We start from the raw sequence: 26,951 nt of genomic DNA, 5'->3' as shown, positions 1-26,951 counted from the left end.
AGGCGATGGTTTTGGATCTTCTACAGAAGGCGTGGGAGAACGGCGGCATCCAGGTCAGCGAGACCGCCACCCTGATGTGCGCGGCGTGGCAGAAGCGTCAACTCACAGGCTAGTTCGTCACCAAGAAGAACTACCAGGAGCAGAGCCGCAACGTCGGCGGCGTCGCCGTCTCCACCATCGAGACGTACTTCGGGCGGCTCAACAGCATGCTCAACCGCTACGTGCCCGCCGAAACCGTGCAGGTGGTCAGCCTCGACCAGTGCGTTCTCGTGTTACTCGAGACGCCCGGTAAGGGCTTGCTGTTCTCCAAACCGCTGGCCCGCAACGGGTCCACGGACAAGGCACAGATCTACGGAGAAATCTCGCTGGAGTACGGGCCGGAGATTATGCATGGCAAGATCACCGTCCTGACCACCAGCGCCCCTGCCGGAGGTGGTGGCGCGTGAGGTTCACATCCAGCGTCTACAAGGAACTCGTCGTGCACGACCTCGGCGTCACCTTCCGTGACGGCGAGGCCGAGGTGAGCGACAAGGCCACCGTGGAAGCGCTGCGGGCACTGCCGGCCGAACTCGGTGTGCGCACGGCGAGCGCAAGGCCGCGAAAGAGCACCGAGCAGCAGTAGCCGCCCTGCGGCGTCCGCGCACGAGAGGTTTGTTGAGAGCAGGACTAGTGTGGTGCGGGTGCGGTGAGTGGTTCACCGCCCCGCACCACCCCACATCAGAACCATGCCCGACGAAACGCGTCGCGTGGTGCCGATGTTGCCCGAACGGCACAGGCAAGCCCCTGCGGCAGCGCCTGCACGATCCAGTTGTGCCCTGCACACCACGGCCAGACTATCAACCGATCGTCCACTGTGTACGGTCAGAGCTCGACTCTTTCGAGCGAAACGAGTCGTCGTCCACAACAGGGTGGATGATCTGAGGCGCGGTGCGGGNNNCCCCCCCCCCCCCCCCCCCCCCCCCCCGCCACCGGGTCTATGCGGGCGCTGACTGCTTAGCGGTCCCGCACCGGCTCGCCCGATCAGTGTTGTGGCCACTGCCGCGCTCGGTCGAGCCGGGACAGCCCGGCACCGTCTTCATACCCCTACCGCACGGCATGTACTCCTGCACCACAACCCGATTTACGGAGTCGCGTTCTCGCGGCGCCGCGAGAACTGCGCCTGCTGGACCATCGGGGACAACTCGGTGAACCCGCGTAGTGCTAGAGGCGACCGGCTGACTGACTGTAGGGCACGCGACCGCATCATAGGACCTCTCGCCCGTTCAGGGGACACGATTCGGACAAAGCCGAATAATGATGGATGCTGGCCCGTATGCAGCCTGTTTCGTCCTGCGACCTGTGCGAAGACACAGGAACGATGACCTGGCAGCAACCTGTGCCAGGTCCGGACGGCGGGCTGGCCCTGACCGAGATGACCCACCCGTGCGTGCGCGGATGCTCGGGCTGGTTCCGGCTTCCCGCCGCCGAACGCGGCAACGTCATCGACGACCCCGGCGCAGCCGAGGTGATCGAGGCGGGCAACGTCGCGATGGCCAACCTGGAGCATCGCACCGAGTGGACACGGCCGACGCCACCACCCGCGCCTTGAATGGGTTACCGGCTGGACGCCCGTTGCTGCCGGAGTGTGTTCACGGCGTCGTCCACGGTGTCCGCCAGCGGTAGCACCTGATCCAGGCCGCTGAGTTTGAGCGGGCGCGACGCGGCAAGACCGCTGGTCACGAACACGATGGCATACCGGTCGCGCTGGGACTGCCCGTACAGCTCCAGCACCATCGATATGCCCGACGAGGCCATGAACGTCACCGCCAGGTACACCACCAGGCCCTTCGGGTGCGCGTCCACGAGTTCGAACAGCGCCGTCCCGATCGAGTCCACGGTGGTCATGTCGAGCTCACCGCTGACGACAGCGACCGGCACACCGCCGTAGTCACTGGTTTGCACGCTGGCCATGGGCGCCGTCGCACTGGATACCATTTCGTTCACCGTCATCGGGCACCTCGCCTCGACATGTTCCCTCGTCCTTTCATCGACATTACGAGCGTGCCCACCGCACGACACGGTCACGACACGCGACCCTGACGTTACGACGCGTCGAGTTCTTGCTCAACACCCGGCCGGGCGGTGACACGCTGTGAGCAGCCCTATCACGTCCTCTCGCCACCGCCGACGACGTCCAGGCGCGCACCGAGCAGCAGTTCACTCACAGCGAACGCGCCCGCATCACGATCCTGTGCGCGGACGCCTCCGCGATGGCCCGCACGCTCGTCCCGACGATGACGGTCCAGGCCTGCCACGAGCGGTGGGCGTGGTGAGCGCGGCCGTCCTGCGCGCCCTGGCCGCGCCACCGGAAGGGCTCAAAGAGGAAGCGATCGGCGAGCACTCCCGCACCCCTGGCCCACTACGGCGGCGGCCTGTACTTCACCTCTGCGGAGCTGGAACTCCTGCGTCCGCCCGTGCCCGCGCCACGCGGGGCATTCTCGATCTGGACGTAGCCGCCGAGGCCCAAGCCGTCACGCCGGCTGCGGCACCCCACATCACCACGGCTGCGGCCAGCGGCCACCACAGCGACTCGGTGACCGCGAGCAGCATGTTGACCACCGCGCAGGACAGCAACACGAGCACCGCCCCGCAGAGCACCGCACGTGCCCTTCTGCTCATCAGGTCCTGCCCGGTCACGTCGCTCGTCGCCCTTGCCGCTGATCCCGGTGTATCGCCCCTCGATCTGCTCTGTTACCGAAGGAGGTGAGGGTGCAGCTCCCTCACATCGTGACGTTCGCTGATCCCCTGGAGGCCGATGGATCAGCACTGGCTTCACAGCGGTGCCGCGGTGCCAGCGACGTTGCTGTCGGCAAGGCCGTTCACGATGCCCGCCGGTGATGGTGACGATGTTGTTTCCTGAGGTGCTGTTCAGCGCTTGACCGGTGGGAGTCCCGCGGTGCAGGTGAAGTCGGCACCGAGTGGGTGCACCCTGGCGGGAGCATCCACGCCCTACGCGGAACCAGGAGAACGAACCCCGCCGCGGTGCCCGATGCTGGCCCGGCCGACGTAATGTGAAGGGGCAACGCCGCCAATCTGGCACACCGCACAGAGTGGTCCGGGCCGATCCTGCCGTCCGGCGGCGATCGGCTAGCGCCGCCGATCTGATCACGAGGAACTCAAACAGACGGCGTGACCGGGTGATCGGTCAGACCAGCTGGGTTCCGCAACGCCCTCCAAGCGTAGAGCCCGCTCATGAGCACGAGCGCACCGGCGGCCGCGAGCACCGTGTCGATCCTGCCGAAGCGCACCCCGGCGATCTCAGCACGAAACCCGACCAGCATAGTGCTTGTGAGCCAACCTGCGCCCACTCCTCCGGCCAGTGCGGCGAGATGTTCGGCCGGGCTGATCACCGCGAGCACCCGGCTCTGATGAGTGGATGGAACCACTTCCAGCAGCAGCGGCGTGAACGCCACGTGCGACATCGCCGCTGGAATGCCCACGAACAGCAGGACGATCAGTTCTGGCCAGAGTTCGGTGAGGCGAGACCCGACGATCATGCCCATACCGGTCAGGGACACTCCCACCGCGTACAGCGCGCGATAACCGGTGCGGGCGCCGATCGCACTCGCACCCAACGCACCGGCGACCAGGCCGAGCCCGAACACGGTCTCGAATGCGCCGTACCATTGCGGGGCGACCTTCAGGTTCTCGGTGCTGCGCACTGGCGTTGACCATCCGTCTCAGCTCGATCGACAAACAGCTACGCCGCCTGCACGACTCCATCTGCCGCCCCTGGGCAAGGACCTCGATGCCGATCCGACGCTGAGGTACCTGGACCGGCAGATCCTCACCATGCTGGACAACATGGCCGTGATGCGTTAGGTCGGACACCGCCGACCTAACGGAAACTGGAGGGCAACGCCAAGTCGAAGTAGTCGTCCCGCTGTGTCCCGGCCGACAGCGCACCACGTGGCTCTGGCCTTCAGGCAGATGCATACGGCGCCGTATGCATCTGCTCGAGTGCCAATAGCCATTCGTTTCACTGGCAGCCGACACTCGAGCACTCACCAGGTCCACGTCGCCGAAATATCGGTGACGTTGGAGCCAACGAGTTCGACCTGCTTCGCACTATCCGCCGACGCCCCGCGCCGGTGCGCTGTCGGCACGCGATCATCGACGCCGTCTGGGATCCGCTCTTCTCCGGCTTTACTGAGACCCTCGCCGTACGCATCGCGGCGCCGCACCCCCAACTCGGCGAGCCGGCGCGGATCGAGACACTTCACGGCATCGCCTCCCGGCTCACCATCAACACATGCCCCGGCGATTGACGCCGGTGGTACTACTCGCCAGAAACTCGGGCCCGACGATGTGGGCGGTCACCATCTTCTGTGTGCGCGCCTACCCACGTCGTCTCCCCCGACGCTCGACCACTCCTATGATCGGACCGTGCCCGACCACGAGGTTCCCAGCTTCAACGCGGCGATCGATCACATGTGCCACCGCGTGAACGCACGTTCGGGTGAAACAAGTCCACAGCGTGGCCATAAAACCGCTGGTGAGCCCCTTACTCCAGTAGGATATGAAGATCAGCCCGGAGCCCGGAGCCCGGAGCCCGGAGCCCGGAGCCCGGAGCCCGGAGCCCGGAGCCCGGAGCCCGGAGCCCGGAGCCCGGAGCCCGGAGCCCGGAGCCCGGAGCCCGGAGCCCGGAACCCGGAACCCGGAACCCGGAACCGTTCGAGTTCCCATAGGTAGCGACGCCTCTCGCTGGATCACGGTCGGTTTCGACCGCACGGTGCTGGTCGTCGTCCGCACGGTCACGACGGCAACCCGCCTGCTCGACGTGCTCGACCTGCTGTGCGAGGACGCGCGAGTGCAAATCGTGTTCACATTCGAGCAGTCCTCGGCGTTCACGACGGGCGTGACCGGTTTCATCGACGCGATTGGCGGCCTGCTTCTGCCATGGGACCAGGCGGTGCGGCATCGTTTCGACATCGCGATCTGCGCGAGCGAGAACGGCGCACTCCACCAACTGCAGGCGCCGCTGATCCTGCTCCCTCACGGTGCAGGACACAACAAGTTCTCCAAGAGCAGCAACAACATCTCCGGGTACAACCCGCAGCAGCTCATCCACCACGGCACCGTGGTGCCTCAGGTCATCGTGCTGTCACACGGAGAACAGCTCGACCAGCTCGCCGCGTCGTGCTCCGAGGCAGTGCCACATGCCGTCGTGGCCGGCGACATCTGCTTCGAGCGACTGCGCTCGAGCACCCCGCACCGCGCTCGGTATCGGAAGGCATTAGGCCTGGGCGACAGTCAGCGCCTGGTTGTGGTCAGCTCCACGTGGGGAACCAGATCCGCGTTCGGTCGCGACCACGAACTTGTGCAGCGGTTGCTCACGGCGCTGCCCCGCGACGAATACCGCGTGGCGCTGGTGCTGCATCCCAGCATCTGGTTCGGGCACAGCCCGTACGCGGTGCGCGGCTGGCTTCGGTCCGCACTGGACGCAGGGTTGCTCCTCGTCCCACCCCATGAAGGCTGGCGGGCGACGCTGGTCGCAGCAGATCTGTTGATCTCCGACCACGGATCGATCAGCTTGTACGGCGCGGCGGTGGGAGTCGCTGTCCTGCTGGCGGCATTCGACCACGACGAGGTTGTGCCCGGCACCCCGATGGCGGCGCTGGCGGACAAAGCTGTTGCGCTGGACGCACACAGCGACCTGCGGAGCCAGATCGACACGGCGATGGCCGCACATGACCAGCAGGCCCTGGAGCTGGTCGCTAGTCGAGTCTTCGGGCGCGCCGGTGCGGGTGCAGGCTTCCTGCGCTCCCTGCTCTACGACGTCATGGCCCTGCCCGAACCCGCCGGCCCGGCCACAGCCCGGCCCGTCGACGAACCGTCCGCTGAGGAGCGCCGCATGCAGGCACACCTGGTGTCCACAACCCTGATCGACGACCACACCGTAGAGCTGGAGCGTTTTCCGGCGACGTTGCCCTCTGCGTCGGCACCGGGCCGGGACCAGCACATCGCGGTCGAGGACGACGTGTTCGACACCGCCTTGGCCGACAGCGCGGCAGTGGTGCTGGCCCGTGACGCACCGGCCGATGTGCTGTCGTGGGCTCGGCAGGTCTTGGCCGACCGTCCAGCCGCGCGCGTGGTCGCCGCGAAGAACCTCATCGTGCTGCGTCGTGATGGGCGCGTTCTCCAGATGACGGCGGAACCCGCCGCCGAGCCCGCAGACGATCTTGCTGTAGCCGCTTCCGCGGTGTGCGCTTTGACAGCGCGTCGGCCCGAGTTCGCTGGCGGCATGATGACGATCAAGCTTGGCGGCCGGACACTTCAGGTTCGGCTTACCGAGTTCACTGACCGAGGTTCGCCAGTTTCGCGATGATCCGGTCGGCGTCGGCGCTTCCGGCAGCGGTGTAGATCTCCGCAGCGGCCGTCAGATGGCGGCGTGCTTGGCCGATGTCGCGATCGGATTCGGCGAGGTCTGCGAGCTGCTCGAGTGCCTGCGCGGCCAGGTGGTTCGCGCCGGCCTGGGTCAGCAGCGGCAATGCCCGCTGCAGCTCGGCTGTCGCTCCAGTGTCCCGTCCCAGTGCTCGCAACACTTTGGCGGTGGTCATAAGGATGTTGCCGCGGCTGCGCAGGTTCTGGTGGGGCAGCGACTCCATCAGGGTGACCGCCTGGCGCAGCTCTGCCAGCGCGGCTTTGTGGTCACCGCTGAGATGCAACGCCTGGCCCAGGAAATGGCGCTGCAGAGCGGCACCGCGAGTCCGCCCTACCTCGATGTTGATCGCCAAGGCACGCCGGTAGTGGTCGGCGGCCCGTGCGTAGGCACCGCGGTCCAGGTGGAGCCGGCCGGTGAACTCCTCCACCGAAGCCTGCAGCCGCCGATGCCCGCTGCGCTCGGCCAGAGCGGCGGCCTCGACCAGCTGCTCGTCGGCCTGCTCGAACCTGCGCAGCTCGACATAGGACCGTGCAAGCTGACTGCGCATCCGTGCTTCCACAGCCGGATCCTCGACGGCTTGGCCGGCCTCGACTCCTCGCAGCGTGGTGGCCACCCAGTCGCGGTAGTGCTTGCGGTTGAGGAACAACGGCCACAGCGCCTCGCACAGCTGCCACACCTCGGCTGCCCAGCCCTGGTCAGCGGCGGCCACCACCGCGCCGACGAGGTTGTGGCGTTCGATGTCCAGGGTGCTCAGCGCGGCGGCACCGTCGGGGAATCCGGCGGCCACCGACCTCACGACCGGATCGTCGGCATGGTGTGAAAACCGGAGCCGGTCTTCCGCAGCTGCAAGGTCCGCACCTGCCGCGAGCAGCAGATAGTGCCGGACGATCCGGCTCAGCACTGCCTCGTGTTCTGCGGCTGTCAGCTCGGCTGTGGCTCTGGCTGCAGCATGCCGCGACACCAGTTCACCGAGCCTGATTCGACTGGTACTGCCGGTGTCCACCCATTCCACGAGGTTCGCCTGGTGCAACAGCTCCAGATGCTGCTCGACAGCCTCCTCCGGTTCGTCGAGCGCCGTAGCGACAACCTCGATGGCGATATCGGTTCCCGGATGGATACCGAGGACCAGATAGAGCCTGCGTGCTCCGTCGGGCAGGTCGGTAATTGCGCTGTCGAATGCCGCGGTCACCACAGCAGCAGCTCCTTCGATCGCCACGAGTCGATCCGCCGCCTCTGTCAACTCCCGCACGACCTTGGCCAGCGACAACGACGTCCGCCTCCGCAGGCGTGCCCCCACCACGCCCAGCGCGAGCGGCAATCGGTCGCACAGCTCCACCAGCTGACGAGCCTCGTCCGGTTCGGCGTCCACCCGTGCCCGCCCGCAGTGGCCTGCCAGCAGCGCGACTGCGTCGCCGACGGGGAGCCGGTTCACTCGTACCCGCACCGCGCCGTGCTGGTGCAGCTCGTCCAGATCCAGGTTGGACGTCACCGCGACCACGCAACCAGGCGCGTCGGGCAACCACCTCGTCACCTGTTCCGACATCGTCACGTGGTCGACCAGGATCAGCATCCGCTTTTCCCGCAGACGCGTACGCAGCGCCGCCACCCGGCGATCGAGCTCTGGCGAGAGCCACTCGTCACCGACGCCGAGCGACCGGAGGAATCCCTCCACCACACCGCTGAGCTCCACACCGGCACCACGCCGGTGCTCCCGCAAGTCGACGTAGAGCTGGCCGTCCGGGAAGGAGTCCTTCGCCTCGGTGGCAAGCCTTCGCGCCAACGCGCTCTTCCCCGCGCCCGGCGGCCCGTCGAGCACGAGCAGAAGCCGCCGCTCACGAGACCCGCACAGCGACACCAGCCGCGTCAGCTCCTCGTCACGGTCCACGAACAGGACCGGTGCCGGCGGGCACTCCCACGGCTTGCCGAGCCGTGGTGCCGTCCCGAAGCTGAGCTGGTTGATCGTGTTGATCGTGCCGGCCTGGACCACGGGCCCGTCCGCAGAGCCGGACACGCTATTTGTCACCACGAGACCACCACACCGACCTCACCACTACTGCGTACGGTGATCAGCAATGTACGGCAAGAGGCCGCCGCAGCATGTCGATCCGCGAAAGCCGCACACTCAGGAGCCGTCGTCCTTGAAGGTGATCGGGCCGGAGATGTCCCGTGCCTGCACGACCGGGCCGGTCACGGTGCCGCTGATCTCGTTCCGTGTGCCGTCCTCGCCGTCGGCGGCGGGAGCGGCCCACACGGCAACAGCTCCAGCGGCGATCGTCAGTACGCCCACGGCCGCCCAGGCCAGCATGTTGCCACCGAGGTCCGTCGCCACGTTGATGCTGATTCCCACGCCTGAGGTGACGACAGCGGCCACCATCGCGATCAACCATCTGCGCACTGTTCAGCTCTCCTCCCTGATGGCCGCCATGCGCGCCTGCGTTGCGGACGCCGCCCTCAGGTGTCCGCCCGCCAGGTATATCTCCAAAGCTCGCTCGTAGTGCTGCGCGGCACGTGGCCTGTCGTGGTTCGCCTCCAGATCACCGAGCGCGTCGAGAACCTGTGCACGGTCGAAGTCGCGGCCCACCTCCGCCGCGCTCGCCAGCGCGCGGTTCAGGTGGTCACGACCGGCGACGAGATCGCCGGTGCCGGCCAGCACGCGGCCCTGCCACAGCAGCACCTTCGCGAGGTTGGCCCGGTCGGGCACCTCCAGTGACCGCAGCAGGGTCCACGCGTGGGCGAGCAACTCCAGCGCCCTGACGGCGTCCTCGGCCTTGGCGGCGTGCAGGCAGGCGATCGCGGTGCGCCGGTCGTCGCCGATCTGGTCGGCGAGAGCGAGATTGTGCCGCAACAACGGCCTGGCACGCGTGTGCTCTCCCGCAGCGAGCAACGCGAGGGCAGCTCCCTCGATCGCGGTCGCCGCCAGGTCGACGGCGTTGTGGGAGCTCGCGAGCTCCTGAGCCTCGGTGAACAACGAGGCGGCGTCGTCGTAGCGAGCCCCCGCCTGCACCGCGAACCCGTTCTGCACCAGCAACAGCGCCTTGACGAGCGGCTTGCCGAGCTGACCGGCCGCCTGGACACCGAGATCGTGCGTCGCGAGCAGGTCGTCGCTGAGCCTGTGGGCTTCGTAGAGCCACCATTGAGCCACGCAGATGTGCACGACAGCGTCGAAGTCGCCGAGTTCGAACGCGAGGCCGGCCGCGGTGATCAGGTTGGCGCGCTCGGCGTGCATGAAGCGCTCGGAAGCACTGTGCGCGGGATGCGTGGTGTCGATCACGGTCTCGGGGAAGAGCACCCTGCGCCAAGGACGGTGCCGTTGCAGTTTTCCGTAGGTGGCGACGGCTCCGGTCGCGTACCAGCGAACGAACGCCCTCTGTGCAGCCTCGCGGTCGAGCGGCGGGTCGCCGGCGTCAGCGACCTTGCGCGAGTGATCGGTGACGAGCGCGTCCAGCACCAGGCGTCCGCTGATCTCGTCGACCATCCGCGTTCCCTTGATCAGCTCCCGCACGACCGGCTTCAGGCGGACTTCCGGGACACCGCACGCGGCCGCCAGTGCCTGCACGGAGATGCCGTTCTCCGCGCTGGGATGCTGGCCCAGCACGCGGTAAGCGCGCCGAGCCCGCTCGGACAGCCGCCGGTACCCGGCGTCGAGGACCGTGCTGATGGCGGGTTCGCCGTCGACGGTGACACCCGTGATGCCCAGCTCCGGATCGGTCAGCTCCTCCAGCAGCTCGCTCAGGGACAACTTTGGCGACTCGGCCAGCAGGCGTCCGACCACGCTCAACGCGATCGCCCGGCCGGAGCACAGCGCGACCAGGGCGTCGCGGGCCGCGGGCTCGGCGTCGACACGATCGCGAGCGAACCCGCGGAGCAGCTCGGCGGACATCTTCGCGTTGAGCGGCTCGACGTCGATGAACCGGGCGTTCTGCTCGGCGAGCGCGATAAGGCCTCCGTGCCCGGTGACGATCACGACCGATTTCCCCGGCCCGGGCAGCAGGTGCTTGACCTGGGCCGCCGCGACCGCGTCGTCCAGCAGGACCTGCAATGACAGACCCCTGGTCACTGTCCGGAACAGGTGGGCGCGGCCCTCGATGTCACCGGGGATCTGCGCCGCGTCCACTCCGAGCGAGACCAGGAAACCGAAGAGGATCCGGAACGGCGCGGTGGTGTGGTCGGTACCGGCGCCGAGGTTGGCGTAGAGCTGACCATCCGGAAACCGCTCGCTCAGCCCGTGCAGCCAGTACAGGCCGACTGTGGACTTCCCGCTGCCGCGCGCGCCCAGCAGCACGGCGATGGCAGGCTCTTCGGAGATACCGGCGAGCACTTCGTCGAGCGCCTTCAGCACCTCCACCTGGTTGACCAGCTTGGCAACCGTCGCGGGCAACCCGGCAGGTGTGCGCGGCCGAAAACCCCGGACTTCGTGAATGTGAAGCTCCCCCACCGAGCCCGCCTGCACCACGTTCGTCGCCGACCCGCTCATCTGGTTGTCCACGCCTCGCCTGAACCCCACGCCGAGCCTCCCCGCCCGCCCACCGGTCAAGAACAGCGACAACCATATCGGCTCAGTCACCACTGCCGCACCGAACGTGATCGATACTAGGATGGCGCTTCGTGTTCAACACGCAGCGGCCGGAAGTGCTCCCGAAGAACTCTCCGTGGCTCACTCGGCAGCCAGACCGGACCGTTCTGGCGGTCGTGCACAACGTGACCGCCGCAACCCGGCTGTTCGATGTTCTTCCACTGCTTGCGACGGATCCGCGCATCCAGGTGCACTTCACCTGCCCGGAATCCTCCCCGTTCCACGGCCAGATCGCCGAGTACTTCACCGCACGCGAAGTGACGCCCATCCCGTGGGAGCTCGCCGCAACGACCGAGTTCGACCTCGCGTTGGCCGCGAGCCACGGAGGCCCGCTGTACGATTTGAACGCACCCCTGATAATTCTACCGCACGGAATGGGCTACAATAAATACTTGGACCGGAAACCGGAAACCGGAAACCGGAAACCGGAAACCGGAAACCGGAAACCGGAAACCGGAAACCGGAAACCGGAAACCGGTTTTCGGAATGTCTCCGGAATGGTTGCTACACGAGGGCGAGCTTGTCGCGTCATCGCTCGTGTTCTCGCACACCGAACAGCTCGACCGTCTGAGAGCATCCTGCCCGGCAGCACTCGATGCCGCCCTGGTCGCCGGGGATCCGGCGCTCGACCGGATGCTGGCGAGCATCCCGTTGCGACGCACCTATCGCGACGCGTTCGGAGTGCAGGACGGTCAGCACCTCATCTTCGTGTCGTCCACCTGGGGACCGGACTCGCTCTACGGCACGACACCGACGCTGATCCAGCGCCTTCGCTCAGAGCTGCCCCTCGACGACTACACACTCTCCGTGGCCCTGCACCCCAACACTTGGTCGGCACACTCCCCTTGGCAAATCCACCGCTGGCTCGACGCGTGCGCACGAGCAGGCGTGATCGTCGCACCACCGGAGGAAGGCTGGCGCGCGGCCCTGATCGCCGCGGATCTCGTCGTCGGAGACCACGGCTCCGTGACGTTCTACGCCGGCGCCCTCGGTAAGCCAGTCCTGCTGGCCAACTCGGCGGGCCACACCGTCGACCCGGCCTCAGCTGTGGGGCGGTTCGTCGCTGCCGCGGATCACGTCGAGGCAAGCGCGCTACTCCCGCAGGTGAAGCACGCGATCGCGCGCGGCCAGAGCCCCGAGCAACGTGAAGCCGCCGCACTGGCCACCTCCGCCCCACTGAAGTCGTTCGCGTTGCTGCGCGAGGAGTTCTACCGCCTGCTGGCACTACCGGAACCCGACAGCCCTGCTCTCACCCCGGCCGTGCCAGTCCTCCACGCCACGCCAAGGTCTCCGGCAGCCCAGGCGGTCGAGGTGACCCTGACGTACGAGCCCGGAGTGCTGCACGCCACCGCCAGGCGCTTCGCGGCCGAACTGGCAGCACAAGGATGCCCACCACCACAGGGCGCCCATCTGGTCGTCAGCAGCGACGAACCCGACCAAGACATGCTCCAGCTCGCCGACATCGTCGTGCACGAGGGACCCGGCGACGCCAAGGCGTGGATCACGGACACCCTGTCCGCACTGCCCGGAGCAATGCTCGCCTCAATGCCTGTCGACGACACCACGTGGCTGGTCGGTACACGCGACGTCGGCCTGCTCAGCTTCACGGCGCCAGGCCCGCACGGTCGCACGTGCGCCTCAGTCGTGCTCAGCTGGTTGATCTCCGGCCACTCACTCCACGCCTTCCCGCAACACGTCGAACTGCACACGGGTACAACGCGCTCCAGCGGCAGTCCCATCGCCTGCACCTACCTGAGCGCGACGGCTTAGCAAGACATGCCCGTTGGGGACGCCTTCAGCGACAGCAACTACCAGAACACACCGTCGGCGACCCACTATCGTCGTTCACGTGTTCGACGCCTTCACGCACAACGACCTGCTGATCTCGATGCTAACGACCGTCGCCGGGGAGGACGTCGAACTGGAAGATGCAGAGAAGGCGTTCGCAACACGGAGGGCGACTTCCGGGCGAAATTCACGGCTGCAGTGGAAGCACGAATGGCCAAACTGGCAAGCCCAGAGGCGTTCATCGAGCTGCCGGACGACCCGGATCAACTGCGCAAGGCCGACCTGGAACGGCTGGTGCGGCCTGCGGCGCACGGTTTTCTGCGCTCCAACCCCAACAAGGACGAGTTGCTGGACCAGGTGGCGCGCATCCGGCGTCGGCAGGACCGGCGACCAGCCTGGATTCCCCGCATCGACAGGGACGGCAACCCGATCCCGACCGAGCAGAACTCGCACGACGACATCGAGAGTGAACCCGACAGGCAGTTGGTGATTGCGGCTCTACCGGAACTGGGCGAGGTGACCGTCCAGCTCCCGAAATCCTGGGACGACCGGCCGGAACTGCCGATGGCACCGGGAGGCATCGGCGAATGGGAGTCCGCGCTGTTCGCCCTGCTCGGTGTGGCTGGCGAGGACTCGCCGGCGTCCACCATCGCGATCAATGCCAAAGGCAATGAATCCTTGGTGCCGAACGAGGTGCGGGGGTGGCCGACCGAGTCGACGCAATCCGCATCAGCAGCGGAGGACCCCGGCGTGGCGAGCGAACTGCTCGCCACCAGCCCGGTCCTGGGCGGACTGCCGGTCGTCGACGACGGCCCTGAAGCGCGCGACGTCATTGCCGACGCGTTGATGTCCGCTGGCGACTGGAGGTACGGCCCGCGGTGGCTGCTCGAAACCTGGGCTGCCGGTGATGACATCGCCACAATGTCCGTCGCTCGCGCCGCCATCGCCGGGTGGGCGGACGAGGATTGCAGCGGGCTGCTCGTCTACGTCTACGGCGGAGCGTTGCACCGTCGCGAGGGACTGCTCGGCACGCCGGTTCCTCTGCACAGCTACCTGCTCGCCGTGACGCGGTCCCCAGAAGGCACCGACACCATCGACGCCGTACATCGAATCGCGTGGTCGTGCCCTGGCGAGCTGTGGTGCCACAGGGGCGGCTGCCCCGAAGTCGACTTCTTCGAGGCAGCCGCTCTGCTCGCGCCGATCGTCGCCGCCGGACATGCCGCAGCGGCCACTGAAGGCGACTGGGCCGAGTCCCACCGCCTGCTCTACGGCGACGGGGACGGGCCCGACTACCCAGACAACGTCCTGGAACACCTGGCCATAGTGCTGTCGGCCGTTGGCTGGGTCGAGTTGATGGAGTCCGCGTGGGAGGGAGGCATCGAGGAGTTGCTGCTCCGCAGGGGTGAGCACTGCCTCGCCGCCTCTCACGATCCGGTCATGCGGCAGATCATGCTGATCGACGGCAAGAACGAGCTCGAGTGGTCGCTGGAAATGCTGGCGGACGACGGCGTCCTCACCGACGGCAAGCTCGACATCGACGCTGCCGGCGAGCGCTGGGACACCGAACTGCTTGCCGCAGCCGACGATCTCCTGCACGGACGGATCACCAAGATGCCCCGGCTGGCCTCTCCCGTCCAAGTCACCGTGGTCGGGCTTCACCCACACGCGGACGGCACCTTGCGCGGCCCGTTCTCCGCAGACCTCGCACAACTCCAGCTCCGTTCCTTGGCCGCGACCGTCGACCTGCTCACGTCGCCTGAGCAACCAGCGCACGAAGATGAGCTCAACGACGATTGCGGAGCTTCGTAGAACCACTTGACCGCAAGACGCACGGTAGGTGGGTCGGGGAATCAACCTGAGCGTCAGCTCGACCTGAGTCGTCATCGAATGCGGGTTGAGCCGAGTTTCCGCGCCACACCCATGAACGTGGAGGTTCAGTGGCCCCGGAGAACCAGCTCCAGGGCCACCGGCGCGCGACGCTGTGGCGGCTGGCATTGAGGCGTCAATGTGGTGCACCGCTGGGGACAACGTGCGTCGTGCTGGGGATGAGCGCGCACGCCCTACCCGTCCCATGCGCCATGTTTGTCCCGCTCGCCGAGTCCTCACGAGAGGCGAATGACCTCATACGAACCGCTGAACGGCCCCGTTGCCGCTGCTGAGCGGGCGTCCGGAACGAGAGCAGGCGACCGCGACGATGAAGAACGCGTTGCAGTTGGCGTCCGAGATGTTCGGACAGCAGCAAGGCCGCGCGCCGATGCTCAACATGATCACATCCGATGCGGTGAACAACCCGAGGAACGGCCTGCGGCGTTGGGTCATCCGGTCGAACCACTACTCGGAGGATCCTCACGAACTGGTCGACTGGGCTTTGGTGGAACTTCACCACGACGGCTCCGTCGCCTTGGCGATCGGGTTGGTGAGGGCCCTGACCGGTGTGGAGCTCCCCGGCAATGACGCCGCGGTCTGGCATGTGTGGGTCAAGATCGTCGACGCTGTGATCGGTGCAAGTCTGAGACTCGTCGACGGCGGCGAGAGCAGAGGAGGCTGGTCGGGGCGTTCGCATCCCTACTCCCGCTGCTGCGCCCCGGTCGCGTCTCTCGGCTGGCCCGCGCGAAACGCAGTAATGAGGTTTTCAGCCTGCGAGAAGGATGGTTCAGCATGGTTAGCGATACACGATGACGCACGCGCCACTTGACGGTATCTCGGACCTGAGCATCGAAGCCATCGATCATGATGGCGTAGTGCTCATGGCGCTCACCGGCGACATCGACATCACCAACGCCGGCCAAGCACGCGCTGCCATCGAGGAACAGCTGAACAACCACCCGATCGGCATCGTGATCTGCCTAGCGGTGAGCTTCCTCGCCTCGACCGGGCTGTCGATGCTGGGCGAGGTCCATCGTCGAACGCAGCAGGCCGGAATCGGATTCGCCGTTGTGGCGACAACGCGCTCCGCACAACGTTCGTTGCAAGCGTCAGGCATGGATCGAATTTTGTTGTTGCACGACACCGTCCCGCACGCTGTCGAAGGCTTGCAGAAGGCGACCGCATCGGAACGGCCCGACCTCGCGCGCTGACGACCCGCACGGTGTCACCCGGTCCTCGGTGTCTGCCGAGCACACGATTTCGGCACATGCGGCGCGTGTGCTCAGGAGCGGGTTACCGAGTCCAGAAGGGCTTTGGCGACGTCACGGAGCTTGACGTTGTCGTGCTGCGAACGCTGCACGAGCATCGAGAAGGCTTCGTCGGCGGTGCAGGAGTGCACCACCATCAGGACGCCCTTCGCCTGGTCGATGACCGCCCGTGAGACGAGAGCCTGCTCCAGGCCGCTGATGTGGTCTTTCGCGCGCTGCCAACGGTGGGCGCCAGCGATCGTGGCGGACGCTGTCATCGTGAACAGCCGCATGAGCCCTTCATCGAAAGGATCGAAAGCAGCAGCCGTGTAGCTGTAGATGTTGAGCGAGCCGAGGTGCACCTGTTCAGCGGACTGCAGGGAGGGCAACAGCACCGGAACGGACAGATAGGCTCGAATCGAGTGATCCGCAGCCGCCGCCTCGAACTCCGGCCACTCGTCAACATGCTCCCCGACAACGGCCCGCACCACCTGCAAAGTGCGCCCCGCCTCAAGACAAGGACCACGGTCGGCGCTGTACTGCTTCTCATCGACCTCGACCAGACGGGCGTTCGTGAACGCCGCCGTGCGCGGTTGCGCCAGATCCACCAACGACACTGATACCGCGTCGGCATCCGGAAGCGCCCTGCTCGCGGTGTCGGCCAACCTCTGCAACGCGGTGTCGAGCGGTTCCTCATCGGTGAAAGAGTCCCTGAGTACCATCAGTGCGTCAGTGGTCTCGTCGAGTCTGGTCAGGGCATCAGGACGATCACCGTCCTGATGCCCGTTCTGGGACGTCTCGGACGCGCTCGTGTCATCGGCCATGCCGCGGCACCTCGTAGTTCAGAGGAACTGTCCACGGCGCCGCTGTTTGACGTCGTCAGCGCATGGTACGCAGTGATCAAACCTGGCAGCGGCCGTCCTGCGGCAGCGGCGAACCGGAACCGGCGCGGAGGGCTGCAGTATTTCAACTTCCCCGCGCCGGAACCGGCTGGTCCGCCCGAAAGCGGCCTACCGTGTTCACGAGCACGTGCACGGCGCTCCTTCGATACCCGTCCGGGATAGATCCAAATCCTGAGTGGACCAACTTCGACGTGCACCAGGCGAATTCCGGCTGGAGCGGCTTCGAAGCGAGTTGTTCGCGAGTGGACGGTCGCCGCCAGCGATCAAGTTGTAGTGAGAACCGCGAAGGAAAACGGTCAGTAGCGGATCGGTACGCACCGTTTCTCGGGTTGATCAGGCAACTTGGTGCGAACCCCGCGTCGAGGAAGACACCGGCATGGACCAGATCATGAGCGGTGGCCACGCTATCGAGTATTTCGTCCGATTGTTCCGGTAGAGGACTTTGATCGTCCGATCGCCGACGGTTGAACGCAGCCGCACCGGGCAACATCACCGACATGGCATCGGCTGTTCTAGCTCGGCATGTATGGACACAGATCGTGGTGGTGGCGCTGGTCGTGGTGTCCGTCGGCGGCTGCCAATGGCCGCGTGATGCCAACGGGACCTTGGACCGCGTACGTGAAGGCACGATCAAGGTTGGGGTGGCCCACCATTCGCCGTGGACGATCGCGAACGACAGCCGGAATCCGGACCAGGCGCCAGGCGGTGTCGAGACGGTCCTGGTGCAACGCCTCGCCGACAGCCTGGGTGCGCGCGTGCAGTGGGTGCCCGGCGGCGAGGCCGAACTCATGGCAGCCCTGTCCGAACGCAGCCTCGACCTCGTCGTCGCCGGTCTGGACGCCGAGTCGCCCTGGGAGCAGAAGGTCGCCCTGACCACCGACTACCTCACCACTGACATGGTCGTCGCCATACCTGCGGGGGCACCGACCGACATAGCCGGCAAACGGGTGCTGGTGCGGGAAGGCAGCGCCGAAGCAGCGCTGCTGTCCGACGAGGATGCGACCGCTGTCCCCGTCTCTGAGGTTCCCGAACGTCCCGACGGTGCTGCGGTGCTCCCCAACTGGCTGGTGAACGCAGCCGGACTGACCGACTCCGGCACCCATCTCTCCAGTACCGACCACGTCATGGCTGTGCCGCCAGGCGAGAACGCCTGGCAAAGCACAGTCGAACGGTTCTTGCTGGAACTGGATCCCGACGAGGTACACCGCTTGCTGCTCGACAACCACCGCGCGGGGGCATGACATGGCCGCGATCCACGACAGCTTCGAGTTGCCGCCGGAAAAGGCGGCGCTGCACCGCCGCGCGGTGCGCCTGGAGTGGTGGACAGTCGCGTTCTTCGTCGTGGCCATCACCGTGCTGGCCGCCGTACTCGGCCAATCACAGGCCATGAAGGCGGCCTGGGTGGAGGACATCCTCGCCCTCGCACCACCCATCGCGTTCCTGGTCGCCGATCGCTACCGCAACCGGCCCGTTGACGCCGAGCACCCCTACGGGCATCACCGCTCGGTGGCCATCGCATTCCTGGCCTCCGCCCTGGCACTGCTGGTACTCGGCGGCTACATCCTCATCGAATCCGTGCTGCGGCTCGTGCAGGGCGAGCGCCCGCCGATCGGATTGATCGACATCCTCGGCCACACGATGTGGCTGGGCTGGCCGATGATCGCCGTCCTGCTGGTGACCATGGTTCCCGCGATCCTGCTCGGCCGCGCCAAGACGAAACTGGCCGCGCAACTGCACGACAAGGTCCTGTACGCCGACGCCGAGATGAACCGCGCCGACTGGCTCACCGCTGGCGCCGCCGTCCTCGGCATCATCGGCATCGGCGCCGGACTGTGGTGGGCCGACGCCGTCGCCGCGATCATCATCTCCGCCGACATCGTCCGCGACGGCCTCCGCACCACCCGCACCGCCGTTGCCGACCTTATGGACCGCCGGCCTCGCACCGTCACTGACAACCAGCCGCACCCCCTGCCCGCCCAGCTCACCGAGCTCGCCCTCGACCAACCGTGGGTTACCGATGCCTGGATCCGCCTGCGCGAGGAAGGGCACGTCTTCGTCGGAGAGATGCTCGTCGTACCCAAGCCCGACACCGATGACCTCGTCAAACGGCTCGAGCGACTCAGCCACCAATTGCGCGACGCGGACTGGCGCATGCACGACATCGCCGTGATGCCCGTGCTCAAGATTCACCGATAGCCGCCGTCGAACCGGCTCCCGCACCGGCCAAGATCGCGTACTCGACCATCGCCGCTCGCGATATCGGGGCTTTATAATGACGTACAGCGCCGCAGTCGCGGAGCACTGCATCCGCGCGCGACTGTCCGTACTGGTGGTGCTGCCCTTCTCCAAGTTCGCCGAGGAGAATCACCCCGGGCTTCTGCCGATCGGGCCTGCCAGCCTGGGGCGAGGCAATCGCCCCGCCCCAGGTGACCGTCACAGGTGCGAAGTCAACTTGAAACGCGATTCAATCACCAGGCTGCCTGCACGAAACCGCAGGTCAGAACTGTTCCCATCCTTTGGTACTCCCGCCCAAGGTTCGGCCCTGTGCAGACGATCTCGCGCAGGTTGGTGCCCCTCCCAAGGTTCGGCCAGGGCGACGGCACATACCGAGATCACTGACGGACAGCGAGAAATGCCGCCGCCACTGGCCTGCGAACAATGCCTCGACCTCAAGCCTCGCGCACGGGCGGCACCAGTTCCGACGACGTATCTGGCCGGGGCTAACAGCGGTGAGCGGCACAGCCGTGGCCCACAGCCGTTCGTACAGCTCCTTGTGTGTCCTCTGGATTGTCGCCTGCGGGCTGATCACCGCGGTGAGGTTCCTGCCCACGCCGGTCAGGGAGGCACTCAGGAGCTGCACGGTTGCGTTCTCGTGGATCAGACAGCGGTCATGCAGCTCGAGACGTGCCGCTGAGGGACGTGTGCTCAGGAACTGATCACCGAGTCGAGGAGGTTGTTGGCGATGTCGCGGAGTTTGATGTTCTCGTGCTGTGAGCGCTGCACGAGCATCGTGAAGGCGTCGTCGGCGGTGCAGGAGTGCACGGCCATCAGGATGCCCTTGGCCTGGTCGATGACGGCCCGGGAGATGAGAGCCCGTTCCAGGCTGCTGATGTGGTCTCGTGAGCGCTGCCAGCGCTGGCCGCTGGCGATCGTGGCCGACGCTGTTGTCGTGAACAGCCGCATGAGTCCTTCGTCGAACGGGTCGAACGCCGCGGCCGTGTAGCTGTAGATGTTGAGCGAGCCGAGGTGCTCCTCCTCAGCAGACTTCGGGGAGGGCAGCAGCACCGGCACGGACAGGTAGGCGCGGATGGCGTGTTCCGCGGCCGCTGCTTCGAACTCCGGCCAGTCGTCGAGGTTCTCCCCGACGACCGCCCGCACCGCCCGCAAGGTGCGCGCGGATTCGAGGCACGGGCCCCGGCCGGCGCTGTACTGCTTCTCGTCGACCTCGATCAGCCGGGGGTTCGTGGAGGCCGCGGTGCGCGGCTGCGCCAGATCCATCAGTGACACCGTGACCGCGTCGGCGTCCGGGATCGCCCTGGAAGCGGTGTCCGCCAGCCTCTGCAACGCGGTATCCAGGGGCTCCTCGTCGGTGAAGGAGTCCCGCAGCACCGTCAGCGCCTCGGCGGTCTCGTCGAGTCTGCTCAGAGCGTCGGGACGATCGCCGTCGCCGGGCCCGCCCGGAGACGTCTCGGACGCGGTTGTTTCATCGGCCATGCCGCGGCACCTTGTGGTTCAGAGGAACTGTCCACGGCGCCGCTGCTTGACGTCGTCAGGGCATGGTACTCAGTGATCAAGACCTGACTGCGATCATCCAGCCGCTCAAGCACACCGGGACCGGCGCGGGAGCTGCAGAGTTTCTACTTGCCCGCGCCGGAGCCGGCCGGTCCGCCCGAAAGCGGCCTACCATGTTCACGCGCACGTGTACGGCGCCCTTTCGATACCCGCCGGGCGCTGATCCAAGCCGAATTGATCAGTTCGACGCAGAACAGGGTTGTTCCGCAAGCCTGAGCGGCTTCGAAGCGAGTCAGGAGGCGAGCAGATCGAAATGGAGACCGGCGAGGAACGCGGCCAGGCTGATGATCCGCATGACGCGCACAGCGCGGTGTCTCTCGCCGACCGGCGCGCCCAGGCGTCAAACAGGTCAACCGCGCTCACCATTCACGCCTTCATCTGAGTTGGCCTGCTCATGAGGAAGGTCCGGCGTGCCTGGGGGGTGCGCGCCGGACCTTGCCCAGAATATCGCACGGCTGGACGCACTGTTACCCCGACAGCTGGCGGTCCAGCTCCGGGCGTCTCGATCGGGTGACGTGCCTGATCCGGATCATGGCGGGCATGACTGATCGAGTCCATGGTGGCCTGGCGGAGCTCTACGACATGGACGGCGAGATCAGCACACTTGAGGACCTGGTCCGCGAGCGCCTCGGGCCGACCGTCGACAACTACGACGTCGACGCGATCGTCCAGGAGTACCGGGAGGCGGTGAACGCGCGCTTGGGCGAGACCGGGATGAGCCTGGACGCGAACAGCGACGTCGTCGCGGACGGCTTCATCGAGGACAACCCGCGCAACTTCTCGATGACGCGATGTTCCACGCCAAGCTCTCGTCGATCATCGAGCGGCACCGGCACTGAGATCCCAGCGCTGCGCTCCTCGATGATCACGCTGGTGATCTCTGGACGCGGTTGAGAGACCTGTGCGTTCGTCGTAACGTCGAAGCGGTGTGGTGATCAGTGTGCGCGTATAGGAGCAGGTCACTGGCGGAGGCGAGGTGCGCAGGTGATGACCAAGGGAAGTTATCGGCGGTCGGGTGCAGGCCATCGATCGCGATGGTGTGCTGGTCGCGACCGTCACCGGGGAGCTGGATCCGGTGTAGTGGACGCGGTCGGCACCAGGCTGTACGAGCACATCGCCGCGCGGCCGGCGGGAGTGGTCGCCGTGCTGGCCGTGAGCTTCCTGGGCTCGGCCGGTTTGTCGATGCTGCTGGAGGTCTACGGCAAGGCCCAGCACAACGGCGTTGGGTTCGTCATCGTGGTGACTGAGGCCGCAGCGCAACGCCCGTTGCAGGCCACCGGGTTGAACCATGTCCTGTCGGTGGCCTCGACCGTCGAGGACGCGCTCGCAGCGGTTCGTCAGCAGCCGTGAACAGCCAGCGCGCGGCAGCACGCCTGGCCGCCACAACCCGCCGTCTGTGCATCATCAGGTGCGTTTCTACAGTCGTTGCGGAGTGTCTGGGCGGTGTAGCTGCCTGGCCAGGAGCTCGTCGGGACGAAGCTCCCCGCCGACGACCTCCCGTGCGACGTCGGCCAGCCGGCGACCGCCGTTGCGGGCGTAGCCGCGCAGCACCTGGAACGCCTGTTCCATCTCCAGGTTGCCGGCGAACGCGAGCACGCCCTTGGCTTGCTCGATGACGACCCGGCTATTGAGCGCCGTCTGCAGTTGCTCGGTGACGACCTCGCTGCGCCGGATGGCGCGTTCCTGCAGGATTCCGATCGTGGCGGAGTCCGCCAGCGCCCGCGCGACCAGTATGTCCTCCTCGGTCAGCGATCCGGTCTCGCGGCGGAACAGGTTCAGCGCGCCGATGGTCTCGCGGCGCAACCGCATCGGTACCGCGTGCACGGACGCGAACCCTGTCTCGGCGGCGAGCGGTGCGAACCGGGGCCAGCGCTGAGTCGCGGTTGTCAGGTCGGCGACCAGCACCGGCGCGCCGGTGTGCACGCACTCCAGGCAGGGACCCTCGCTGGCCTGCAGCTGGAACAGCTCGAGCATCCGGGTCTGGGCCGAGGAGTAGGCCACGACGCGCAGGCCGCCGTGCTGGTCGGACAGCATCAACCCGGCCGCGCTCGCGTCCAGCAGCTCCACGCAGTGCTCGACCAGCTGCTGCAGCACGTCCACCATGTCGTAGTCGTCCACGAGGGTGTCCGCGAGCTGGACGAACGCCTGGAGCAACCGGGATTCGCGTTGCGATCCGGATAGTGCCGTGCCGCTCATGTCGCAGCTCCTGTCTTCGTGGTGCGACGGTAGTGCTGCAACCGGGTTCGTCCTCGGCGCTCGCACGTGGTCATCTGTCAAGTTCGAAGGGCGATAGCCGGCGGTTCACGATGTCGTCGGCGACCTCGTCCAGCGATCTGTCCATGACGAAGGCATACCCACGCAACCGGGCCAGGGACTCCTCGGCGGAGATGGTGAACGCCGCGATGAGCATCCCGGTCGCCTGATGCACCTGCTCCCGCGCTGGCGAGAGCGCCCCCAGCCATCCGCCGGTGCCGCCGGTGGCGTCGAGGTCGCCCAGCAACAGCCCGAGCAGCACCGCGGCCACCAGGTCGACGACCTCCAGGGCCACCGCGAGCTCGTCTCCCGACAGCCAGCCGGGCGTGCCGCGGTAGAGGTCGATCGCGCCGATGCCGATCACGCCCGCCTGCAGAGGGAACGCGAAGATCGCGCCGACGGGCAGCGAGGAGAGCGCCGTGGCGAACACCGGCCAGTGCAGCGCCGATGCCTGGGGCAGGTCGGGAACCAGTACGGGCCTGCGCGTGGCGAACGCTTCGAAGCAAGGTCCCTCACCGAGGCTGAACTGCACGTTCTCGATCTTCGCGGCGATCTCGTCGCTGGCGTACAGCGTTTCCCGTTCTCGTGGACCGCTCATTACCGAGACGGAGGCGCCGTCGACAGGCAGGACGTCCACACACGCGCGGATCACGCGCGCCAACGCGTCGAGTTCGCTCTCGTCGTCGCGCAGTGCGGCCATCACCGTTGCCCGCGCGCGGCTCACCGGCTGGTCGAGCCCACGAGAATCGGTCACAGGGGGCTCGCACCGCCGAGCACAGGCTGAGCGTCTGCGGTTGACACCAGGCTCCTCCACCACGTCGACTGCGTGCAGTCATTCCTGGACGTAGCGAGGTCTGGGCCCACGCCTTGCATGATCGCATCAGGATGAACGTCCAGCGTAGGGACCGTGCAGCAACACCGCAGTTCAGGCTTCGCGGAGTGCTGTGACGGCATGCGGGTTCTCGTTGCGCGACAACGAATCCGGCATCCGGCGAAGGGCGGAATTCGGCGGCCTGGTCGCTGACATCGCGGCCGGGTGCAGCTGGGTGTAGTTCGCAGAGCGTCCTGACGGCGACGATCAGTGTGGTGTCGTGGGGTTGTCGAGGGGCCGTGCGGCGGGCCGGGTCCAGTCGGTGCGGTGGTCTTGGTTGACGTGAGCAACGTTGCCCGCGACCAGCTCGTCGGCGGGGTCCACCACGTTCCCGCTCTCCGCGGCAGGATGCCGGTACCAGCCGGAGCAGCCGTTGACACAGGGGTGGCTCATCTGCGTCAACGCGAGCACGCCATCCTGGCCGGGCACCGGTTGCTGCCAGGTCATCGTGCCCGTGTCGTCGCACAGATCGCAGGAGTGTTCGTGCTGCACTCGCACCAGCATTCATCAGGACGCGCGTTTGTCCGAATTGCACCACCCGAATGGACGAATGCCCAACCTGGACTCAGATGGCGGGCTCGTCCATCGGTGGCCTGACCGGGGGCAAGCGCGCCAATGGCGTCGCGCACACCTGGACGGTGTACGACCTGCTCCCGCCGGACTCGGGTTACCAGCGCCTCGAAGGCGCCGACGCACCCAGGCCGAGAGCCGCGTTCGCGCGGCCATGACCGCAACGTGCTGGAGATCCACCAGCAGACGGTGGGCGTCACCTACACCCGGCAGGCTTCTCAGCAGATGTTCGCTGGCACGGGTTCGGCGAATCCCAACGCCGTCAGCGTCGGCGGCACGAACGTGGTCGCCGTGGAGATGGACTGGCGGACCCGCCAACCCCTGCCGCAGATCGCGCGGGACGTCGAGCTGGGGTTCATCGTCGGACGGTTCCAGGAGCCCACCGACAACTCCACGGTGCGCCGCACGCGCGGCATCCTGGATGCCACGAGCACGAACGTCGTCACCCACGCCACCGCCACACCTCTGGCGGAAGCGATGGTGCTGGACCTGTGCCGGAAGATGTGGGAGAACGACGGCATTCAGGTCTCTGGGACCGCCACCCTGATGTGCGGTGCATGGCAGAAGCGCATGCTGACCCCGAGTTCATCACGAAGAAGAACTACCAGGAGTCCACGCGCAACGTCGGCGGCGTCGCTGTCACCACCATCGACACCGATTTCGGCCGCTTGAACGTCAGGCTGAACCGGTACATGCCTGCTGACACCGTGCAAGTAGTCAGCCCCGACCAGTGCGCGCTGGTGCTCCTCGAGACGCCCGGTAAGGGCTTCCTGTTCTCCGAGCCGCTGACGCGTACAGGCTCGACCGACCGCGCGCAGCAGGCCGCCCAAAACTCGGCGCAGACGTAGCCGCTCTGGTGTTCACCAGGGTCACAGCGATCGCATCGCGGTGACGATGTCGGGCTGCAACTCCAGCAGCGAGTCCACTTCGGTCAGCGTGAGCACCCGCCCGACGCGAGCCGAGTGCGCCACGACCACGAGTCGGCACCCGCTGTCGGTCGCATCGTGCTGGCTTTCGACCAGCAGCCGCACACCCGCTGACCCGAAGAACGACACCTCGATCAGGTCGAGCACCAAGGTGACAGGATGCGTCTGGAGCTGTGCGGTGATCTCCGCCTGCGCCACCGCACGAGTGGTCATGTCTATATCGCCGCTGATCACCGTGACCGGCACGTCCCCGACCATGGTGGTGAACACCGAGATCGGCGGCTGATCGTCAGCAGGCGGGGACGGCTCCACAGGGATGTCCACCAGTTTCGGCGGGATGATGTCGATCAAGGCCATGCGTGGGTCGCTCATAGCGCCGCGCTTCCTGTCGTCGCGTGGGCGCTGCTCAGAGCGGGGTCCAGGCACCAGCAGCTATCTGGCCATACGGGCGGTGACACCTACCGGTCTCCGACTCGACACCCGAGGACCAGACAGCCGCGGCTGGACCACGGGGCGACCGTCAAGCCCCGTCCACACAGGTCAACCTACCGGCTCACACGACGCAGGCAACACCCCCGAACAGTGAAGACTGCCGCCGACCTCACCTGGCCCTGCTCGGTGCCGCAGCCCGAGCACGTGCATCACAGTGGCTTGCGAGCGTCTCATCTATAGAGCTGAAGGCATGGTGCGGGACACCGGTCATCATCACGCGGTGCCGCGCTCCACTCCTGACCGGTACGGCATGCAATCCTCTCCGGCAAAAACACTCCCGCAACTCCCCGCCTTCCTGCGTTGATCGAAGGCAGTCTCGCAGTCGCTCGGCTTGAGAGGGGACATCCAAGGCGGGGACGGGTCCGAGCGACCCGTCTCCACGCCGCTACTCAGACGCGGAAAGGCCGAACGATGACTCCACCACCAGGCTGCCGACGTAAACCTGCTGGTCGACCCTGTTCCACTCCACAGCAAGGGTTCGACTGCACCATCGTGCATGGCCTGGCTTGAGATGGTGACCGAGGTCCGCGGAGGGTTCACGTCAACGCGCGCTGTGGTCCGGGGCAAGATCGGTGAGCTACCCCGGCGGCTGTGCGGCGACCGAGGATCACCGGGCGCCTCCCACATTAAGGTCTGCGGCCTCGAGTTGGCGGACGACGCCAGGTCCATCAACCTCGACGAGGCGAGGAAACAGGCCAACAAGAACAAGCCGGTGTTGGGCGCTGATGCGGCGGCGGGCGGCGTCCTGGTTGTGGTTGGCGGGTTGGTCGGTGACGAAGCGGCGGTTGCCCTCAGGTCGGCGAGGGCGTCGGCGGGCGCAGAACGGTGGTCATCGGGTCGCGTCCTTTCGAAGCGGGTGCGCCAGCCAGCACGGCGCGGGATGCGCGGGTGAGGTCAGCGGCGGCGCAGGGTCAGCGCGAGATGGGTGCCCTCGGGCAGTTCTCCAGGCTGCAGCAGGGCGATCCAGCCGCCGCGGGCCAGCACCATCTCGATGAGTTCGTCGACGGCGTCGTCGATGACCTAGGGTCCTCGACGTCCTTGGCGGGGTGAGGGTGTCGCCGTCAGGGCTCAGGCGGTCGGGTAGAAGTAGTCCTCTTCGACGGCGAGCAGTTCCGGGCGTTCCCAGCGTGCGGTGAGCCAGGCGTAGCAGGTCATAAGGCCGAATAACGCGTCTCCGGAGTAGCTGTTCCACGACTCCGCGACCACAACAATCGCGCCGTCCCGACGGCTCGGCCAAGACTGCGCTT

At 66.7% G+C, this 26,951-nt stretch carries 32 protein-coding genes and 1 pseudogene; 18 read left to right on the top strand and 15 right to left on the bottom strand.

Features of this window, described 5'->3' with window-relative positions:
- Nucleotides 1-5: 5 nt before the first annotated feature.
- From IEY88_RS45795 to IEY88_RS42590, 3 genes and pseudogenes are all read left to right on the top strand, one after another.
- Nucleotides 6-446: pseudogene (locus IEY88_RS45795) on the top strand (SU10 major capsid protein).
- Complete coding sequence (locus IEY88_RS42595; protein WP_189160593.1) at nucleotides 443-622, top strand: hypothetical protein; 180 nt, start codon at nucleotides 443-445, stop codon at nucleotides 620-622. Before IEY88_RS45795 ends, IEY88_RS42595 begins: the two are co-directional and overlap by 4 nt.
- Before the next feature lie 735 nt (nucleotides 623-1,357).
- Nucleotides 1,358-1,588, top strand: a complete 231-nt coding sequence (locus IEY88_RS42590; RefSeq protein ID WP_189160592.1) for a hypothetical protein — start codon at nucleotides 1,358-1,360, stop codon at nucleotides 1,586-1,588.
- A gap of 5 nt (nucleotides 1,589-1,593) precedes the next feature.
- Here IEY88_RS42590 and IEY88_RS42585 read toward each other — a convergent pair whose 3' ends face one another.
- From IEY88_RS42585 to IEY88_RS42570, 4 genes are all read right to left on the bottom strand, one after another.
- Nucleotides 1,594-1,941 (bottom strand): STAS domain-containing protein, encoded by a 348-nt coding sequence (locus tag IEY88_RS42585; protein ID WP_189160591.1) that lies wholly within the window; start codon nucleotides 1,939-1,941, stop codon nucleotides 1,594-1,596.
- A 259-nt stretch (nucleotides 1,942-2,200) separates the two neighbouring features.
- Nucleotides 2,201-2,380 carry a hypothetical protein gene (locus tag IEY88_RS42580; RefSeq protein WP_189160590.1) on the bottom strand — a complete coding sequence of 60 codons (180 nt, stop codon included), beginning with the start codon at nucleotides 2,378-2,380 and terminating at the stop codon, nucleotides 2,201-2,203.
- Between the two features lie 38 nt (nucleotides 2,381-2,418).
- Nucleotides 2,419-2,658 carry a hypothetical protein gene (locus IEY88_RS42575; RefSeq protein WP_189160589.1) on the bottom strand — a complete coding sequence of 80 codons (240 nt, stop codon included), beginning with the start codon at nucleotides 2,656-2,658 and terminating at the stop codon, nucleotides 2,419-2,421.
- A gap of 497 nt (nucleotides 2,659-3,155) precedes the next feature.
- Nucleotides 3,156-3,701: an MFS transporter gene (locus IEY88_RS42570; RefSeq protein WP_189160588.1), complete on the bottom strand. Its 546-nt coding sequence runs from the start codon at nucleotides 3,699-3,701 to the stop codon at nucleotides 3,156-3,158.
- Here IEY88_RS42570 and IEY88_RS42565 point away from each other — a divergent pair.
- Entirely contained in the window at nucleotides 3,691-3,861 is a 171-nt protein-coding gene (locus IEY88_RS42565; RefSeq protein ID WP_189160587.1) for a hypothetical protein, read from the top strand. The genes IEY88_RS42570 and IEY88_RS42565 overlap by 11 nt on opposite strands.
- A 182-nt stretch (nucleotides 3,862-4,043) precedes the next feature.
- On the opposite strand, the gene IEY88_RS42560 is transcribed toward IEY88_RS42565, so the two are convergent.
- The gene (locus tag IEY88_RS42560) at nucleotides 4,044-4,262 is read right to left on the bottom strand and encodes a hypothetical protein (protein WP_189160586.1); all 219 of its coding nucleotides are present in this window, start codon (nucleotides 4,260-4,262) and stop codon (nucleotides 4,044-4,046) included.
- A 509-nt stretch (nucleotides 4,263-4,771) separates the two neighbouring features.
- On the opposite strand from IEY88_RS42560, the gene IEY88_RS42555 reads away from it, so the two are divergent.
- Nucleotides 4,772-6,367: a CDP-glycerol glycerophosphotransferase family protein gene (locus IEY88_RS42555; RefSeq protein WP_189160585.1), complete on the top strand. Its 1,596-nt coding sequence runs from the start codon at nucleotides 4,772-4,774 to the stop codon at nucleotides 6,365-6,367.
- Here the strand turns inward: IEY88_RS42555 and IEY88_RS42550 are convergent.
- From IEY88_RS42550 to IEY88_RS42540, 3 genes are all read right to left on the bottom strand, one after another.
- Nucleotides 6,336-8,114: a hypothetical protein gene (locus tag IEY88_RS42550; RefSeq protein ID WP_505744131.1), complete on the bottom strand. Its 1,779-nt coding sequence runs from the start codon at nucleotides 8,112-8,114 to the stop codon at nucleotides 6,336-6,338. The genes IEY88_RS42555 and IEY88_RS42550 overlap by 32 nt on opposite strands.
- A 432-nt stretch (nucleotides 8,115-8,546) precedes the next feature.
- Nucleotides 8,547-8,819, bottom strand: a complete 273-nt coding sequence (locus IEY88_RS42545) for a hypothetical protein (protein WP_189160583.1) — start codon at nucleotides 8,817-8,819, stop codon at nucleotides 8,547-8,549.
- A gap of 3 nt (nucleotides 8,820-8,822) precedes the next feature.
- The gene (locus IEY88_RS42540) at nucleotides 8,823-10,928 is read right to left on the bottom strand and encodes a tetratricopeptide repeat protein (RefSeq protein ID WP_189160582.1); all 2,106 of its coding nucleotides are present in this window, start codon (nucleotides 10,926-10,928) and stop codon (nucleotides 8,823-8,825) included.
- 606 nt (nucleotides 10,929-11,534) lie between these two features.
- Here IEY88_RS42540 and IEY88_RS42535 point away from each other — a divergent pair.
- From IEY88_RS42535 to IEY88_RS42520, 4 genes are all read left to right on the top strand, one after another.
- On the top strand, nucleotides 11,535-12,767 hold the full coding sequence (locus IEY88_RS42535; RefSeq protein WP_189160581.1) for a CDP-glycerol glycerophosphotransferase family protein: 1,233 nt from the start codon (nucleotides 11,535-11,537) through the stop codon (nucleotides 12,765-12,767).
- Between the two features lie 6 nt (nucleotides 12,768-12,773).
- Nucleotides 12,774-14,594, top strand: a complete 1,821-nt coding sequence (locus IEY88_RS42530; protein ID WP_189160580.1) for a hypothetical protein — start codon at nucleotides 12,774-12,776, stop codon at nucleotides 14,592-14,594.
- 385 nt (nucleotides 14,595-14,979) lie between these two features.
- A complete protein-coding gene (locus tag IEY88_RS42525) occupies nucleotides 14,980-15,480 on the top strand; it encodes a hypothetical protein (protein WP_189160579.1) in 501 nt (166 codons plus the stop codon).
- Complete coding sequence (locus IEY88_RS42520) at nucleotides 15,461-15,862, top strand: STAS domain-containing protein (RefSeq protein ID WP_189160578.1); 402 nt, start codon at nucleotides 15,461-15,463, stop codon at nucleotides 15,860-15,862. The genes IEY88_RS42525 and IEY88_RS42520 overlap by 20 nt, the downstream gene beginning before the upstream one ends.
- Before the next feature lie 71 nt (nucleotides 15,863-15,933).
- Here IEY88_RS42520 and IEY88_RS42515 read toward each other — a convergent pair whose 3' ends face one another.
- Nucleotides 15,934-16,722, bottom strand: a complete 789-nt coding sequence (locus IEY88_RS42515) for a GAF and ANTAR domain-containing protein (protein WP_189160577.1) — start codon at nucleotides 16,720-16,722, stop codon at nucleotides 15,934-15,936.
- A 617-nt stretch (nucleotides 16,723-17,339) separates the two neighbouring features.
- Here IEY88_RS42515 and IEY88_RS42510 point away from each other — a divergent pair.
- Nucleotides 17,340-18,041 carry a substrate-binding periplasmic protein gene (locus IEY88_RS42510; protein WP_189160576.1) on the top strand — a complete coding sequence of 234 codons (702 nt, stop codon included), beginning with the start codon at nucleotides 17,340-17,342 and terminating at the stop codon, nucleotides 18,039-18,041.
- Nucleotide 18,042: 1 nt separating this feature from the next.
- Nucleotides 18,043-18,996 (top strand): cation diffusion facilitator family transporter, encoded by a 954-nt coding sequence (locus IEY88_RS42505; protein WP_189160575.1) that lies wholly within the window; start codon nucleotides 18,043-18,045, stop codon nucleotides 18,994-18,996.
- 729 nt (nucleotides 18,997-19,725) lie between these two features.
- Here the strand turns inward: IEY88_RS42505 and IEY88_RS42500 are convergent.
- On the bottom strand, nucleotides 19,726-20,514 hold the full coding sequence (locus tag IEY88_RS42500; RefSeq protein WP_189160574.1) for a GAF and ANTAR domain-containing protein: 789 nt from the start codon (nucleotides 20,512-20,514) through the stop codon (nucleotides 19,726-19,728).
- 331 nt (nucleotides 20,515-20,845) lie between these two features.
- On the opposite strand from IEY88_RS42500, the gene IEY88_RS45215 reads away from it, so the two are divergent.
- The 3 genes from IEY88_RS45215 to IEY88_RS42490 all read left to right on the top strand — a co-directional run bounded on the left by IEY88_RS45215 (nucleotide 20,846) and on the right by IEY88_RS42490 (nucleotide 21,942).
- Nucleotides 20,846-20,974 (top strand): hypothetical protein, encoded by a 129-nt coding sequence (locus IEY88_RS45215; protein ID WP_268241293.1) that lies wholly within the window; start codon nucleotides 20,846-20,848, stop codon nucleotides 20,972-20,974.
- 158 nt (nucleotides 20,975-21,132) lie between these two features.
- A complete protein-coding gene (locus IEY88_RS42495) occupies nucleotides 21,133-21,486 on the top strand; it encodes a hypothetical protein (protein WP_189160573.1) in 354 nt (117 codons plus the stop codon).
- Between the two features lie 186 nt (nucleotides 21,487-21,672).
- Nucleotides 21,673-21,942, top strand: a complete 270-nt coding sequence (locus IEY88_RS42490; RefSeq protein ID WP_189160572.1) for an STAS domain-containing protein — start codon at nucleotides 21,673-21,675, stop codon at nucleotides 21,940-21,942.
- 66 nt (nucleotides 21,943-22,008) lie between these two features.
- On the opposite strand, the gene IEY88_RS42485 is transcribed toward IEY88_RS42490, so the two are convergent.
- The 3 genes from IEY88_RS42485 to IEY88_RS42475 form a co-directional block, all read right to left on the bottom strand.
- Complete coding sequence (locus IEY88_RS42485) at nucleotides 22,009-22,788, bottom strand: GAF and ANTAR domain-containing protein (RefSeq protein WP_189160571.1); 780 nt, start codon at nucleotides 22,786-22,788, stop codon at nucleotides 22,009-22,011.
- Nucleotides 22,789-22,858: 70 nt separating this feature from the next.
- Complete coding sequence (locus IEY88_RS42480) at nucleotides 22,859-23,599, bottom strand: GAF and ANTAR domain-containing protein (protein WP_229694292.1); 741 nt, start codon at nucleotides 23,597-23,599, stop codon at nucleotides 22,859-22,861.
- Between the two features lie 324 nt (nucleotides 23,600-23,923).
- Nucleotides 23,924-24,208 (bottom strand): hypothetical protein, encoded by a 285-nt coding sequence (locus IEY88_RS42475; protein ID WP_189160570.1) that lies wholly within the window; start codon nucleotides 24,206-24,208, stop codon nucleotides 23,924-23,926.
- Nucleotides 24,209-24,285: 77 nt separating this feature from the next.
- On the opposite strand from IEY88_RS42475, the gene IEY88_RS42470 reads away from it, so the two are divergent.
- From IEY88_RS42470 to IEY88_RS42460, 3 genes are read left to right on the top strand one after another with little or no spacing between them, the layout of a single operon-like run.
- Nucleotides 24,286-24,444, top strand: a complete 159-nt coding sequence (locus IEY88_RS42470; RefSeq protein WP_189160569.1) for a hypothetical protein — start codon at nucleotides 24,286-24,288, stop codon at nucleotides 24,442-24,444.
- A gap of 7 nt (nucleotides 24,445-24,451) precedes the next feature.
- A complete protein-coding gene (locus IEY88_RS45750) occupies nucleotides 24,452-24,958 on the top strand; it encodes an SU10 major capsid protein (RefSeq protein ID WP_444543349.1) in 507 nt (168 codons plus the stop codon).
- Nucleotides 24,844-25,134 (top strand): SU10 major capsid protein, encoded by a 291-nt coding sequence (locus tag IEY88_RS42460; protein WP_189160567.1) that lies wholly within the window; start codon nucleotides 24,844-24,846, stop codon nucleotides 25,132-25,134. The genes IEY88_RS45750 and IEY88_RS42460 overlap by 115 nt, the downstream gene beginning before the upstream one ends.
- Nucleotides 25,135-25,155: 21 nt before the next feature.
- Here IEY88_RS42460 and IEY88_RS42455 read toward each other — a convergent pair whose 3' ends face one another.
- Nucleotides 25,156-25,584, bottom strand: coding sequence for an STAS domain-containing protein (locus tag IEY88_RS42455; protein ID WP_189160566.1), 429 nt, complete (start codon nucleotides 25,582-25,584; stop codon nucleotides 25,156-25,158).
- A 616-nt stretch (nucleotides 25,585-26,200) separates the two neighbouring features.
- On the opposite strand from IEY88_RS42455, the gene IEY88_RS42450 reads away from it, so the two are divergent.
- Nucleotides 26,201-26,596 (top strand): hypothetical protein, encoded by a 396-nt coding sequence (locus IEY88_RS42450; RefSeq protein WP_189160565.1) that lies wholly within the window; start codon nucleotides 26,201-26,203, stop codon nucleotides 26,594-26,596.
- A 176-nt stretch (nucleotides 26,597-26,772) separates the two neighbouring features.
- Here the strand turns inward: IEY88_RS42450 and IEY88_RS42445 are convergent, their stop codons facing one another.
- Nucleotides 26,773-26,910: a hypothetical protein gene (locus IEY88_RS42445; RefSeq protein WP_189160564.1), complete on the bottom strand. Its 138-nt coding sequence runs from the start codon at nucleotides 26,908-26,910 to the stop codon at nucleotides 26,773-26,775.
- Nucleotides 26,911-26,951 lie beyond the last annotated feature (41 nt).

Source organism: Lentzea pudingi, assembly GCF_014646255.1.
In the GTDB taxonomy this organism is placed as follows: Bacteria; Actinomycetota; Actinomycetes; order Mycobacteriales; family Pseudonocardiaceae; genus Lentzea; species Lentzea pudingi.
This window is presented reverse-complemented; position numbering and strand designations above follow the sequence as displayed.